The organism is Streptomyces chartreusis, from assembly GCF_008704715.1.
In the GTDB taxonomy this organism is placed as follows: Bacteria; Actinomycetota; Actinomycetes; order Streptomycetales; family Streptomycetaceae; genus Streptomyces; species Streptomyces chartreusis.
Map to the genome: position 1 here is coordinate 3,611,286 of NZ_CP023689.1, position 14,433 is coordinate 3,625,718.

The 14,433-nt window shown below is 68.9% G+C and carries 11 protein-coding genes and 1 pseudogene; 3 read left to right on the forward strand and 9 right to left on the reverse strand.

Going from position 1 to position 14,433, the window contains the following annotated elements; genetic code table 11:
- Window positions 1–29: 29 nt before the first annotated feature.
- On the forward strand, window positions 30–1,073 hold the full coding sequence (locus CP983_RS15180; RefSeq protein WP_150499885.1) for an amidohydrolase family protein: 1,044 nt from the start codon (window positions 30–32) through the stop codon (window positions 1,071–1,073).
- Between the two features lie 19 nt (window positions 1,074–1,092).
- Here CP983_RS15180 and CP983_RS15185 read toward each other — a convergent pair whose 3' ends face one another.
- Window positions 1,093–1,650, reverse strand: a complete 558-nt coding sequence (locus CP983_RS15185; protein ID WP_107903194.1) for a GNAT family N-acetyltransferase — start codon at window positions 1,648–1,650, stop codon at window positions 1,093–1,095.
- Window positions 1,651–1,674: 24 nt separating this feature from the next.
- Window positions 1,675–1,921: pseudogene (locus CP983_RS15190) on the reverse strand (VOC family protein).
- A 50-nt stretch (window positions 1,922–1,971) separates the two neighbouring features.
- On the opposite strand from CP983_RS15190, the gene CP983_RS15195 reads away from it, so the two are divergent.
- Window positions 1,972–2,712, forward strand: a complete 741-nt coding sequence (locus CP983_RS15195) for a class I SAM-dependent methyltransferase (protein ID WP_150499886.1) — start codon at window positions 1,972–1,974, stop codon at window positions 2,710–2,712.
- On the opposite strand, the gene CP983_RS15200 is transcribed toward CP983_RS15195, so the two are convergent.
- The 7 genes from CP983_RS15200 to CP983_RS15230 all read right to left on the reverse strand — a co-directional run bounded on the left by CP983_RS15200 (window position 2,709) and on the right by CP983_RS15230 (window position 13,768).
- Complete coding sequence (locus CP983_RS15200; RefSeq protein ID WP_150499887.1) at window positions 2,709–3,833, reverse strand: ABC transporter ATP-binding protein; 1,125 nt, start codon at window positions 3,831–3,833, stop codon at window positions 2,709–2,711. The two genes, CP983_RS15195 and CP983_RS15200, sit on opposite strands and share 4 nt — an antisense overlap.
- 37 nt (window positions 3,834–3,870) lie before the next feature.
- Window positions 3,871–4,932 carry an ABC transporter ATP-binding protein gene (locus CP983_RS15205; RefSeq protein WP_125525374.1) on the reverse strand — a complete coding sequence of 354 codons (1,062 nt, stop codon included), beginning with the start codon at window positions 4,930–4,932 and terminating at the stop codon, window positions 3,871–3,873.
- Window positions 4,933–4,965: 33 nt separating this feature from the next.
- Window positions 4,966–5,946, reverse strand: coding sequence for an ABC transporter permease (locus tag CP983_RS15210; RefSeq protein ID WP_030967465.1), 981 nt, complete (start codon window positions 5,944–5,946; stop codon window positions 4,966–4,968).
- Between the two features lie 101 nt (window positions 5,947–6,047).
- A complete protein-coding gene (locus CP983_RS15215) occupies window positions 6,048–7,856 on the reverse strand; it encodes an ABC transporter substrate-binding protein (protein ID WP_125525375.1) in 1,809 nt (602 codons plus the stop codon).
- Window positions 7,857–7,935: 79 nt separating this feature from the next.
- Window positions 7,936–8,970: an ABC transporter permease gene (locus CP983_RS15220; RefSeq protein WP_107903207.1), complete on the reverse strand. Its 1,035-nt coding sequence runs from the start codon at window positions 8,968–8,970 to the stop codon at window positions 7,936–7,938.
- Window positions 8,971–9,404: 434 nt separating this feature from the next.
- Window positions 9,405–11,312, reverse strand: a complete 1,908-nt coding sequence (gene typA, locus CP983_RS15225; RefSeq protein ID WP_125525376.1) for a translational GTPase TypA — start codon at window positions 11,310–11,312, stop codon at window positions 9,405–9,407.
- Window positions 11,313–11,539: 227 nt separating this feature from the next.
- On the reverse strand, window positions 11,540–13,768 hold the full coding sequence (locus tag CP983_RS15230) for an ABC transporter substrate-binding protein (RefSeq protein ID WP_150499888.1): 2,229 nt from the start codon (window positions 13,766–13,768) through the stop codon (window positions 11,540–11,542).
- A gap of 355 nt (window positions 13,769–14,123) precedes the next feature.
- Between CP983_RS15230 and CP983_RS15235 the strand changes: the two genes are divergently transcribed.
- Window positions 14,124–14,414: a hypothetical protein gene (locus tag CP983_RS15235; protein ID WP_093747175.1), complete on the forward strand. Its 291-nt coding sequence runs from the start codon at window positions 14,124–14,126 to the stop codon at window positions 14,412–14,414.
- Window positions 14,415–14,433: the final 19 nt, after the last annotated feature.

Below are 14,433 nucleotides of genomic sequence, written 5' to 3' on the forward strand. Positions count from 1 at the left end.
TCCCTTGCCGTTCGGCTAGGTTGAGGCGGGTGGCCCTTCATCTGCGCGGCACCCTCCTGCCCCACGGCACCGTCCGGGACCTGTGGATCCTCGGCGACCGGATCACCTTCGAGCGCCCTTCCGTCGAGGCGGAGACGGTGGCCGACCGTGGGTTTCTGCTGCCGGGGCTGGTCGATGTGCACACGCATCCGGGGTCGCCGTCCGAGGACGAGCCGCGCTGGGATCCGGAGGCGTTCGGCGAGCAGATCGCCGCGCACCGGGACGCGGGGACGACGGCGCTGCGGTTTCCGGGGCTGCTCGGGGAGATCCCGCCGGGCCTGCGCGACGCTCCGGACGCGCCGCGCATGATCACGGCCGGGCGGTGGCTGGCGTGGGCCGGGCTGTCCAGGAACGCCGACTTCCACCTGGTGACCGGCGACCTCGTCGCCGCCGCGGTCGCCGAGGCGAAGGCACACGACGGCTGGTGCAAGCTCATGGGCGACTGGGACTTCGAGGCGGACCCGGTGCCGTACGACCTCCTGCGGGCGGTCACCGACGCGGTGCACGCGGCGGGAGGACGGGTCGCCGCGCACTGTCAGTCGGCCCGTGGAGTACTCAACGCCGCTCGCGCGGGGGTCGATTCGATCGAACACGGGATGGCGATGCCCGAGGAGTGCGTGGAGCTGATGGCCACACACGGGACGAGCTACGTCCCTACCCTCACCGCCTTCGCCCGCCGGGCGCCCCAGATCATCGACAACCCGCGCGGCCGGCTCTGGCACGAGGGCCACGGCGTCATGATCCGCAGGGTGCGCGAGGCGCACGACGCCGGTGTCACCGTCCTCGCGGGCACCGACTCCGCCCCCTTCGGGAACGTCGCCACCGAGGTCGGGCACCTCATCGCGGCCGGGCTGCCGGCCGACGTGGCGGTCGGTGCGGCGAGCTGGACGGCCCGGGAGTTCCTGGGCCTGCCGGGCCTGACCGAGGGCGGTCTCGCCGACGTCACGGTGTACGACGCGGACCCGCGACGCGAGCCGGCGGTGCTGCGGCACCCGCGCCGGATCGTGCTGCGGGGCCGGGTCCTGCGCCGCTGACCGGAGTCATCCGCCCGGCTCAGGTCCTCTCGGTGCGTGCCGTCCACTCCTCCAGGAGCATCCCGAACAGCACGCCGTCGTACCACTGGTCCCCGACCCGGACGGCGGCCCGTCGTCGCCCCTCCTCGACGAACCCGATCCTGCGGAAGGCCCGCATCGCGCGTTCGTTGCCGCTCCAGGTCTCCAGCTCGATCCTGCGCAGCCGGCAGGCGCCGAACAGGTGGCCCGCAAGGAGCTCCAGCGCCTCGGAGCCGTAGCCGCCGCCCCAGCGGTCGCGCTCGCCGATGGTGATCCCGACGGTCGCCTGTCCCGTGAACGGATCGAGGTCCCGGTAGTCGGCCATCCCGATGGCCCGCCCGTCGGCGACCTCCTCCACCGTGAACGTGGTCTCGCCGCGCGGGTTGTCCCGCAACCGTGCCTCATGGAACCCCGCCACGGCCTCCCGCGTGACCGGCCCGAACAACGGATCCCCGCCGGTGGCCCAGTGCACCACCTCAGGATCGTTCCGCCACCGCACATGATCGTCAAGATCCCCGGACCGCAAAGCCCGAAGCCGAACAAGCCTGCCTTCAATCATCGAACGATGATAAGGAACACCCCGTCAGGCGTTGCCCACCACCAACTCCACCTCGAAACCGTCCGTGTTCTCCAGATACGCCGCGCAGTGCTCCGGTCCGCCCGCGTACGGGTGCCGGTCCGGGACCGACGACGTACGCCGCTCCCGCTCGCCAGCTGCGGCCCGTCGGCCAGTCCTGATACGGCTCATGGCCGAGCCGCTCCAGCAGCCACCCCCACGACTCCACCGCACGCCCCAGATCCGGCACCCACAGCTCGACGTGATGCAGCAACTCCCCCGCCTCTCCCTCGTGTTGTGCTTCGGTGTGGCAGACTTCCGCGCGTGGTCGATCGTTCGTTCGCGGATCTCTCGCTTGCCGCGTTGTACGACATCCTCAACCCGTGGGGGTCGGGTGACGACTTCTACCTCGGGTTCGTGAAGGGTGCCGATGCGGTGCTCGATGTCGGTTGCGGGACGGGGCAGTTGCTTCGGCGGGCCCGGGACGACGGGCATCGTGGGCGGCTCGTCGGGCTGGATCCCGCCGCCGCCATGCTCGTACAGGCCCGGCAGTGTGCCGACGACGTCGAGTGGGTGCTCGGGGATCTGCGGACCCGGGACTGGGCAGGGGAGTTCGATCTCGTCGTGATGACCGGGCACGCCTTTCAGGTGCTGCTCTGCGACGAGGAGCTGCGTGCGGCCCTGGAGGCGGTTCGCGGTGCCCTGCGTCCGGACGGCCGGTTCGTGTTCGAGACCCGGAACCCCAAGGCGCGGGCGTGGGAGGGCTGGACGCCCGAGCGGGTGCGTGAGGTGACGGACCCGGAAGGGTGCGCCGTACGGGTCTGGAACGAGGTGGAGCGACCCGTTCTCGGAGACCGGGTGACGTTCACGGAGACCTTCGACAGCGACACCTGGAAGCGGCCCCGCGTCAGCCGCACCACCCTGCGCTTCCTCGGCCCCGACCACCTGAGCCGCTTCCTCGGCGCGGCCGGGTTCACCGTCGTCGAGCAGTACGGCGACTGGGAGCGAGGCCCGCTCACCCCAGCCGCCTCCGAGATCATCACCGTGGCCGAGGCCACGCCCTAGTCGCCGTCCGACCCCTCCTCCAGCGCCGCCAGCGCCGGGTCCAGCACGATGTCCTCGTCCCGGGCCTCGATCGACGGCTCCTCCGGGAAGTGGCAGGCCGTCAGATGCCCGTCGTGGTTGCCGGAGATCCGGACCAGCGGCGGTTCCTCCGTCGCGCACTTGTCCTGCGCCTTCCAGCACCGCGTCCGGAAGCGGCAGCCGGACGGCGGCGAGATCGGGGACGGCACGTCACCCGCCAGCCGGATCCGCTCCCGCTGCGCGGCCTCCTCACCGGCCACGTTCACCTCGGGCACCGCCGACAGCAGGGCGTGCGTGTAGGGGTGCCGGGGCCGGGTGTAGATGGAGTCACGGTCGCCGACCTCGATGACCTTGCCGAGATACATCACCGCCACGCGCTGCGAGAAGTGCCGTACGACAGCGAGGTCGTGGGCGATGAACAGGAACGCGATGCCGAGTTCCTGCTGCACCTTCTGGAGCAGGTTCACCACCTGCGCCTGGATGGAGACGTCCAGGGCCGAGACCGGTTCGTCCGCGACGATCAGCTTCGGCTCCAGGGCCAGGGCACGGGCCACCCCGATCCGCTGGCGCTGGCCGCCCGAGAACTCGTGCGGGAAGCGGTTGAAGTGCTCGGGGTTCAGACCGACGATCTCCAGCAGCTCACGGACCCGTTTGTCCCGGCCGCCCGAGGGCTCGATCCCGTTGATCTCCATCGGCCCCGAGACGATCTTGCCGACCGTCTGCCGCGGGTTCAGCGAGGAGTACGGGTCCTGGAAGATCATCTGGATCTCGGACCTGATCGGCGCAAGCTGCCTGCGCGTGGCGTGCGTGATGTCCTGGCCGCGGTAGGAGATCCGGCCGCTCGTCGGCTCCACCAGCTTGGTGATCAGCCGGCCCGTCGTCGACTTGCCGCAGCCCGACTCCCCCACCAGACCGAAGCTCTCGCCGACGTGCACGGTCAGGTCGATGCCGTCCACCGCCTGCACCTGGCCGACCGTGCGGCGGATCGGGAAGCCGCCCTTGACCGGGAAGTGCTTGACGAGTTTCTCCACCACCAGCAGCGGTTCGCCGGGTGCGTCGGCGGTGGCCTCGCGGGGAGCCGGGAGGACGAGGTCCTCTGTCATAGCCGTAGTCCTCCTCAGACGTGGCTGATCAGGTGCGCTAGCCGAGTCGGGGCTTGATCTCTTCTACGAAGATGGTCCGCTTCTGGTCCGCCGTGAGATGGCAGGCCGAGTCGCGGTCCGGGCCGAGCAACGGGACCTCGGTGACACAGCGCGTGCCGCCGACCCGCTCCTGGAAGGTGCAGCGGGGATGGAAACGGCAGCCGGAGGGCGGCCGCAGCAGCGACGGCGGGGTGCCCGGGATGGGCGCCAGCGGGATGTTCGGGTCGGAGTCCAGCCGGGGCATGGAGTTCAGCAGGCCCCAGGTGTACGGGTGTTGCGGCGCCCTCAGCACCTCGTCGACGGAGCCCCGCTCCACCGCACGGCCCGCGTACATCACCATGATGTCGTCGGCCATGTCGGCGATCACCCCCAGGTCATGGGTGATGAAGACGATCGCCGAGCCGAACTCCTGCTGGAGGTTCTTCAGCAGGTCCAGGATCTGCGCCTGGACGGTGACGTCCAGCGCGGTGGTCGGCTCGTCGGCGATCAGCAGGTCGGGGTCGCAGACCAGCGCCATCGCGATCATCGCGCGCTGGCGCATACCGCCGGAGAACTGGTGCGGGTAGTCCTTCGCCCGCTGCTTCGGGTTGGGGATGCCGACCTTCCCCAGCATGTCCACGGCCCGCTCCCAGGCGGCCTTCTTCGAGGCGCGCATGTGCTTCATGTACGGCTCGGCGATCTGCCGGCCCACCGTGTAGTACGGCGACAGCGCGGTGAGCGGATCCTGGAAGATCATGGCGACCTTGTTGCCGCGCAGCTTCTCCAGCTCGGACTCCCGGGCGGTCGTCAGCTCCTTGCCGTCCAGCAGGATCTCGCCCTCGACGGAGGTGAACATCGGGTTGTGCAGGCCGAGGATCGTCAGGTTCGTCACCGACTTCCCCGAGCCCGACTCGCCCACGATGCCCAGCGTCCTGCCGCGCTCCAGGTCGAAGGAGAGCCCGTCCACGGCCCGTACGACGCCGTCCTCGGTCCGGAAGCTGACGTGCAGGTCCCGCACCGAGAGGAACGCGCCCTCGCCGGCCGGGACCGGGGCGCCGGCCTCCTTGGTCAGAGTGGTCACGTCAGTGCTCCTCAGCCTGTTCCTCAGCGCGGCCTAGGCCAGCCGCACACGCGGGTCGATGAAGGCGTACGTGGCGTCGACGACGATGTTGCACAGCAGAATCATGGTGGCGGAGAACAGCATCACGCCCAAGAGGAGCGGCAGATCGCTGAAGAACACCGACTCCACCGCCAGCCGCCCGATCCCCGGAAGCCCGAAGGTGTACTCGGTGATGATGGCGCCGCCGAGCAGTGAACCGAGGTCGATGCCGAAGATGGTGACGATGGGGATCAGCGAACCGCGCCAGGCGTAGCGGAAGAAGACGTACCGCCGGGACATGCCCTTGGCGCGGGCGGTGCGTACGTGTTCCTCCTGGAGCTGTTCGATCATCGACGAGCGGGACATACGGGTGTACTGCGAGGCGAAGATCGTGGACAGGACGACCCAGGGGATGATCAGGCCCGTGAACCAGGCGCCGGGGTTCTCGGTGAGCGGGTTGTAGGCCGGTTTGTCGAAGAGCTGGGTCTGGTAGACGAGGATCGCGAGGGCCAGCGGGCCGAGGAAGTAGATCTGCATCGAGCTGATCACCATCGCGCCGGCCGTGAAGCTCTTGTCGACGAGCGTGCCGCGCTTCCAGGCGGCGACCAGGCCGGTGCCGAGGCCGACGATCAGGAAGCAGACGGCCCCGCCGAGAGTGAGCGAGATCGTGGTGGGCAGCCGGTCCATCAGGGTGCCCCAGACCTGCTCGTTGGAGTGGTACGAGTAGCCGAAGCAGGGGGCGGGGCAGGGGCCCTGGGCGAAGTCGTCGCTGCCCGAGACGAGGTTGGTCAGGAAGATCCAGTACTGCTCGGGGATCGGCTTGTCGAGGCCGAGCACCCGGTGCAGGTTCTCGAGGTTGGCCGGGGTGCACGTCTTGCCGCACATCAGCAGCGCCGGGTCGCGCGGCATCCCGAAGAAGAGCAGGAACGCGACGATGCTCAGCAGGAAGAGGATGATCACGGCGCCGAGGGACCGGCGGACCAGGAAGCGCAGCATGGCAGGCAGCTCTCAGACGTCGGCGGGCTCTGGAGCCCCTCCGGCGGCACCCGGCGCGGCCGTCACCGAGGACGGGCGCACCGGGTGCCGGGCGGACGGGGTTACTTGACGTACAGGCGGCGCGGGTCGACGCCGGCGATGATGTCGTCGTAGACGAGTCCGCCGACCTTGGTCCCGGCGATCTGGGTCTGCTTGTAGTACGCGGTCGGGACGACGTTGACGACGTCCTTGACCAGGTACTCGTTGAGCTTGCCCCACTCCGCCGACGCCTTGGCCGGGTCGGTGATCTTGTTGATCCGGTCGATCTCGCTGTTGGCCTTGGAGTCGTTGACCTGCGAGTAGTTCTGCGCGCCCTCGGCGATCGCGCGGCCGTCGTACAGCGGCGGGATCACGGTCGAGGCGGACGGCCAGTCGGCGCCCCACGCGGTGTGGAAGATGTCGTAGTTGTTGTCCAGCTTGCTGACCTGGTCGTAGTAGGTCTCGGCCGGGATCTCCTGGCGCTGGACGTCGAAGCCGGCCTTCTCCAGGCCCGCCGCCATGGCGGTGGAGTACTGCTGGCCCTCGGGGGTGTTGATGTAGCCGAAGGTCAGCTTCAGACCGGTCTTGCCGGCCTCCTCCAGGAGCGCCTTGGCCTTGGCCGGGTCACCGGCGGGCTTCTTCTTCTTGCCCCACGGGTCGAAGGCGGGGTCGTAGCCGGTGACGGTCGGGCTGATGATGCCGCCCGCGACCTCCATCGCGTCGGTGCCGCCGTAGGCACGCACGAACGGCGTGACCGGGAGGGCGTAGGCGATGGCCTGGCGGACCTTGATGTCCTTCATCTCCGGGTGGGCCAGGTTGATGTTCATCTGGCCGACGTAGGGCTGGAAGCCGGAGACCGTGCGGGACTTCATCTTCGGGTCGTTCAGGACCTTGGACAGGTTGCCCGCGTCGACCTGGTTGCTGAAGCTGACGCCGGTCCGGTCGGTGCCGCTGTCGGCGAGGAGCGCCTTGGTGGAGTCCTCGTACTGCTGGTTGAAGGTGATGTTGAACTTGTCGACGTACTGGTGCCGCAGCGGGTCGGTGGCCGGGTCCCAGTTCGTGTTCTTCACGAGCACCATGGACTTGCCGGACTTGAACTCCTGGATCTTGTACGGGCCGGTCACCACCGGCTTCTTGTCGTACTTCTCCTTGGTGTCGCCCTTTTCGGAGACGATGGCGTAGCCCGTCATCGCGAGGGCGTACGGCAGGTCGGCGTGCGGCTGCTTGAACTTGAAGACGACCGTCTTGTCGTCCGGGGTCTCGATGATGCTGTCCGGCAGGTGCTTGCCCTTGAACGGGCCGTCCGGCAGCAGCTTGCGGTAGTCGGCGCCCGGGGTGTCGGCGAGCCACTGCTGGATGTACGGCGGGCCCTGGTTGACGAAGGCGGCGAACTGCCGCTCGAAGGTGTGGCGGACGTCGGCCGAGGTGATGGCGGAGCCGTCCTCGAACTTGATGCCGTCCTTCAGCGTGTACTTCCAGGTCTTGCCACCGTCCGTGGTGGTGCCGGAGTCGGTGGCGAGGTCGCCGACGACCTCGTGCTTGCTGCCGTCGTTGCTGGTGGACTTGTAGCCGGTCAGTCCTCTGTGCAGCAGCTGGGACACGGCCATCTCGTCCTGGACGTAGATCTGTCCGGGGTCGAGGTGGGCGTAACTGTCGCGGGCCAGCACCGAGATGGTGCCGCCGGACTTGGCTCCGGGGACCTCCGCGGCGGGTCCCTTGGAGGCCGCCTCGTCCCCGAACTTGATGGCCGCCTGCTGCCGTTCGGCGTTCTCCTGCTGTTCCTTGTCGTTGCCGCCGCTCTTGCTGCCGCCCTCGCTGCACCCGGTCAGCACCAGTGCGCCGGCCGCGAGCACCGAGATTGCCGCGTATGTGTGGCGTCCGCCCCTACTCATCACTCAGTTTCCACCCATCTGTGTGTCACCAGTGCTAAGAAGTGCCAAGTGCCAAGAAGTGCAAGTGCCAACCAGGCCGTCAGCGCGCCGTCTTGGGGTCGAAGGCGTCCCTGACGGAATCCCCGAGCAGGTTGAAAGCGACGATGAAGATGATCATCGAGATGCCGGGGAAGAACATGTACGTGATGTCGTTCTGCATCACGAGTTCGGTGGACGCCTTGGAGAACATCTGCCCCCAGTCCGGCGTCGGTTCGACGATGCCCACGCCGAGGAAGGACAGACCTGCCTCGGCGGTCACGAAGTTGGGGAGCATGTAGGTGCCCTGCACGAGGATCGGCGTGACCACGTTCGGCAGGATCTCCTTGCGGATGATCCGCCAGGGCGGTGCCCCGCTGACCTTGGCCGCCTCGATGAACTCCCGTTCTCGCAGGGCGAGTGTGGTGCCTCTGAGGATCCGTCCGAGGCTCATCCAGCCCAGGAACCACTGCACCAGGATGAGGGCGACCACCCGCACGTAGACGGGGGTCTCGTCGCGTGGGCTGACGAACAGTGAGACCACGACCGGCATGCTGGCGATGAAGAACAGCTGGGCCGGGAAGGCGAGCAGGAAGTCGATGATCCGGCTGAGCCAGTAGTCCGTCCTGCCGCCGAGATAGCCCGCCGTGACGCCGAGGACGATGCCGGTGAGGACGGTCGCGAGCGTGACGGCCACCGAGATGCCGAGCGAGGTGCGGATGCCGTAGAGCAACTTGGTGAAGACGTCGTATCCGTTGCCCGGTTCGAGGCCGAACCAGAACTCGCCGCTGATGCCGCCGTTGGGCTGCACGGGCACGCCCGCGCTGTCGAAGAGCTCGGGGCGTTCGTCGGCGTACACCGTGTAGGGATTCTTGCCGTACAGCCAGGAGATGACCGGGGCGAGCAGGCCGATCAGAAAGAAGAAGAGGACGACATAGGCCGAGATCACGCCGGTGCGGTCGCGTTTGAAGCGGATCCACATCAGCTGGCCGGGAGACCGGCCGACGAGTTCCTCGTCCTCGGCCTTCACCACGGACGGTGGTTCGCCGTCCGCGATGACCGAGGTCCCGCCACCCTCAATACCGATACGACTTGTCACGTTTCGCCCGTTTCGCTGGTATGGGTATGCCAAAGCGAGGCGTACGGAAGTCCGCAGCCGGACGCGCGTAGGAGGTGCTCGCCCCACCCTCCGACACCCCTGACGGAGGATCAGGCAACCGCCTGTGCTCGTGAGTCGGCACTGTCCCCACAGTGCGAGACCCATTGACCCGAGCGCTGCGGCTAACTATCTGCCATGAGCCAACTACCGACCACCGTCTTTAAATCTCAATTCAGTCACAGCTCGCGCCTAGATCTTCCAAAATCCGGACAAACTGTTTGCGGGGAGAAGGCCGCGAAACGGACGTGTTACATGGGTATCGTGCGAGGATCTCCGCATTTCGGACATGGGGGCGAGTCTCAGCCAGTAAAAAACTGCTTGCAAAAAAGCCCGGGCTCCCCCATTGGGGGAGCCCGGGCTCAAGTGCCGGGGAATCAGCCGTGCTTGGCGCGGCTCGCGGCGCGGGCGCGCTCGCGGGCGTCCAGGTTCACCTTGCGGATACGGACGGCCTCCGGGGTCACCTCGACGCACTCGTCGTCGCGGCAGAACTCCAGGGACTGCTCCAGGGAGAGCTTGCGCGGCGGGACGATCGCCTCGAAGGAGTCGGCCGAGGACGACCGCATGTTCGTGAGCTTCTTCTCCTTGGTGATGTTCACGTCCATGTCGTCGGAGCGCGAGTTCTCGCCGACGATCATGCCCTCGTACACCTCGGTGCCCGGGTCCGTGAACAGCACGCCGCGCTCCTGGAGGTTCGTCATCGCGAACGCGGTGACGGCACCGGAGCGGTCGGCGACCAGCGAGCCGTTGTTGCGGGTCTGGAGCGCGCCGAACCAGGGCTCGTGGCCCTCGTGGATGGAGTGCCCGATGCCCGTGCCACGGGTCTGCGTCAGGAACTCGGTCCGGAAGCCGATGAGGCCGCGGGACGGCACGACGAACTCCATGCGCACCCAGCCGGAGCCGTGGTTCGACATGTTGTCCATGCGGCCCTTGCGGACACCCATGAGCTGCGTGACCGCGCCCATGTGCTCCTCGGGCACGTCGATCGTCATGCGCTCGACGGGCTCGTAGACCTTGCCGTCGACGTCCTTGGTGACGACCTGGGGCTTGCCGATGGTCAGCTCGAAGCCCTCGCGGCGCATCTGCTCGACCAGGATGGCGAGCGCCAGCTCACCACGGCCCTGGACCTCCCAGGCGTCCGGGCGCTCGGTGTCGAGCACGCGGAGGGAGACGTTACCGATCAGCTCGCGGTCCAGGCGGTCCTTGACCTGGCGGGCGGTCACCTTGCGGTCCTTGACCGCGGCCTTGTTGTCGGCACCCTTGCCGGTGCCGCCGCGGCCGACCAGCGGCGAGGTGTTCGTACCGATCGTCATCGAGATCGCCGGCTCGTCGACCGTGATCAGCGGCAGCGGGATCGGGTTCTCGGTGTCGGCGAGGGTCTCGCCGATCATGATGTCCGAGATACCGGCGACGGCACAGATGTCACCGGGGCCGGCCACCTCGGCGGGCTTGCGGGTGAGCGCCTCGGTCATCAGCAGCTCGGTGATGCGCACGTTGGACATGGAGCCGTCGCGCTTGATCCACGTGACGGTCTGGCCCTTGCGCAGCTCGCCCTGCTCGACGCGGAGCAGCGCGATACGGCCGAGGAAGTTGTCGGCGTCCAGGTTGGTGACGTGCGCCTGGAGCGGCGCCGCCTCGTCGTACTCCGGAGCCGGGACGTGGGACAGGATCGTGGAGAAGAACGGCTCCAGGCTGTCGCTGTCCTGCGGGACCGTGCCGTCCTCGGGCTTGGTCAGCGAGGCCACGCCGTCGCGCGCGCAGGCGTAGACGATCGGGAACTCGATCTGGTCCTCGTCGGCGTCGAGGTCGAGGAAGAGGTCGTACGCCTCGTTCACGACCTCGTCGATGCGCGAGTCGGGGCGGTCCGTCTTGTTGATGCACAGGATGACGGGCAGGCGGGCCTGGAGCGCCTTGCGCAGCACGAAGCGGGTCTGCGGCAGCGGGCCCTCGGAGGCGTCGACCAGCAGGACGACCGCGTCCACCATCGACAGACCGCGCTCGACCTCGCCACCGAAGTCGGCGTGGCCCGGGGTGTCGATGATGTTGATGGTGATGACGTCGCCGCCATCCTTGGGGTGGTACTTCACGGCCGTGTTCTTGGCCAGGATCGTGATGCCCTTCTCACGCTCCAGGTCGTTCGAGTCCATCATGCGGTCGTCGAGCGACTCGGCGGCGTGCGCCGCGAAGGCACCGGCCTGCTTCAGCATGGCGTCGACGAGGGTCGTCTTGCCGTGGTCGACGTGGGCGACGATGGCGACGTTGCGGATGTCGTGGCGCGTGGCCATATTGCGGCGTACTCCCGGAGAGATGAGAAGACCCTGCTGCGTACGTCCGTGTGACGCGGGCCTGCCGGGCTTGACACGCCACGGCCTCACCCCATGTTACGTGCCCTCGGCGACCTGGGCTCGCCGGGCCGACCCCCAAGGGGTGCGGGACGGTGCCGGTGCCCGGCTCCGTCCCTGTCCCTACCTGCGACGATCCGTCCGCGCCCGGCCGCGGGGTGTCACGTCTCTCATCTCTGGGACGAAGGCGCCGGGGCGCCCGACCCCTTCTTCAGGAAGCCCATGTCCTCGTAGAGCGGCGTCCCGAAGCCGAAGGCGCCCGCGTTGGCGATGTTCGTCCTGACCGCGGTCAGCTGGGGGCGCTGGTAGAGGGGGATCGAGCCGGCCGCCGCCCAGATGCGGGAGTCGGCCTTGCGGATCAGGGAGCGCGACTCCGACTCGTCCAGCGTGGCGATGGCCTGGTCGAAGAGCTGGTCGACCTGGTCGGTGCCGACGCGGGTGTAGTTCTGCTCGACGTTCAGGGAGCCGTCGGCGGCCGGGACCGGCTTGGCGTAGATCGGGCGGGCGTCGGTCGCGGGGTAGGCGGACGTCGGCCAGGAGTAGAGGGCGAGGTCGTACTGGCCGGAGGCGATGTGGTCCTTGAAGTAGCTCTCGTCCGAGACCTTGGTGATCTCGGTACGGATCCCGACCCGCTCCAGCATGATCCCGATCCGGTCGGCCACCGTGCGCAGGGACTGCGAGCCCTCGCCCTGCGGCACCACGAACCGCAGGGTCAGCGCCTTGCCGTCCTTCGCCAGCGGCCGCACCGCCGCGCCCGCGGGGGCCGCGGTGCCCTGCGGGGCGTAGGCGCCGGGTACGCCGCCCTGCTGGAGCTGCTTGCTGCTGTACTGCTTGCCGTCCTGGGCCAGGTGCTCGCCCTCGTCGTCGTCGGCCTTGTTGTCCTCGCCGACGATGTAGGCACCGTCGTCCCCGCCCTCGGAGTCCTTCGCCGAGTCCTTCTTGCCGGACTCCTTCTCCGAGTCCTTGTCGCCCTTGTTCCCGGACTCCTTCTCCGAGTCCTTCTCGGCCTTCTTCCCCGACTCCTTCTTCGAGTCCTTCTCGGACTTCTCCGAGCCGGAGCCCTTCTTGGACTTGTCCGCCTCGCTCCCGGCCGCCTTCTCCCCCTTCTTCCGCTCCTCGACCGGGCCGCCCGGCACCCAGCCCGCGTCCGCGAGCAGTGCCTGGGCCTCTGCCGTGTCCTGGCCGCCGATCGCGCCGCTGTTGTCGGCGTAGGCGGCCTGGCCGGACAGCGCGAGGTGGCTGCCGACGGGCTCGGCGGGCAGCCCGAGCGGGGAGAGGACCAGCTTCGCCAGCTTCTCGCGGTCGAGCGCGCGGGCCACCCCGCGCCGCACCCGCTCGTCGGCGAGCGGGCCCTCGCCGCCGTTGAGGGCGAGCTGGGTGTACGCCGGCTCCAGCGACTTGCGCACCTCGAAGCCCCGGAACCGCGCCTTGTCACGCTTCTGCGCGGGGGTCAGCCTGCGCCGCTCCGGGCCCATCAGCGGCGTTGCGGACCCGCCGGCCGACGGTGACTGCGGGCGGGGCGGGGCGGCGAGGGCGATGCGCTTGGCCGCGGCCGGGTCGACCTCGGCCAGGTCCAGGTCCCCGGCGGCCAGCGCGGCCGCCCGCTCGTCGCGCGGCACGGCCCGCAGCACGATCTCGTTCAGCTTGGCCCGCTCGCCCCACCAGCGCGGATTGCGGGTCAGGAGGGCCTCGCCGGCCTTGCGGTCGATCGACTTCAGGACGAACGGCCCGGCGCTGACCTTGAGCTTGCGCCGCGCCCCGTCGTTGAAGGCGTCCGGCGTGCCCATGACCTCCTTCGGGTACAGCGGCGAGAACAGCGACCGCCAGTCCGCGTAGGGCTGCCCGAAGGTGACCCGCACCTCCAGGTCGTTGTCGCCGCGCTGGATCTTCTCGATGCGGTCGTAACCGGCGTTGCGGGCGGTCCAGTACGCGCTGTCCTTGCCGGACAGGGCCCGCCACTGGGCGGCGAAGTCGGCGGCGCCGATCTCCCGGCCGTCGCTCCAGACCGCCTGCTGGTCGAGCTTGTACAGGACGACCTGCTTGGGCTCGGTCTCGACGACCTTGGCCGACTCCAGGTAGGCCGGATTGCGCTCCGGGCGCCCGGCGGCGTCGAACCGGAACATCGAGGGCAGCGTGGCCTGCGCGATCCGGGTCGTGGAGGTGTCGGCGTCCGACTGGAAGGTGTTCAGCGTCTCCGGCACGGCGTCCACGGCCCAGTGCAGCGTGCCGCCGTCCGCGATCTCGGCCCGGGCGGCCCGGGCGATGTCCTGGCCGGCGAGCGGCTTCCCGGCCGGGTCGGGGTCGCTGCACCCGGCGAGTACGGACACCGCGAGTGCGCTCGCCCCCAGGAAGGCGACCGAGCGCATGACCGAGCGGGTGGCGATGCCTTCGTGGGACATCTCTGGTACCTCCGTGGAGCAGCTCCCGCCGGTGACAATTAGTGCGTTCTGATCACGTTTGGCGGTATTTTGGAGTTGATCAGATCTATGGCCCCCCACTGAAGAGGAAAGGGTTCGCCCGGCGGAGACGACACGGCGAGGGGGGCGGGCAACCCCACCCGTCCGGAGTAAAGGCACCCCCTCTCGCCCCTTCGGCTCCCCGGCGTACACAGGGCGCTCGCGAGCGCGCGTCGGAGGCGTGCAATCCGCCAATCGCTGCACATGCCTTCACAGCGACACGTGTGACGCGCAACACTCGCAGGCGCATGAACGTTGCCACCCAGGGCCGAAGGGCCCACGGAAGTGAGGTCACGTCATGTCCGTGCAAGACGACCTGACAGCTGTCCAGCGCTGCCTCGACGACCTGGCCCGGTCCGTGGGCCGCCTCGAGCAGCAGCTGGGCACCGGCGGGCTGGAGATGCGCCGTGTGCGCACCGACGCCGACCACCTGCGCGAGAGCGTGGCGCTGCTGCGGGAATCCGCCGCGTCCCCCGGCGCGCAGCGCAGGCCGGAGCTGGTCTCCATCCCCGACACGCCGTACGACGACTCTCTGTGGATCGACACGGATGACGAGGGTCTCGGCGCCCGGGACCGCCGCGCCCCCTGATCCCTCCCCCTGACCCGAC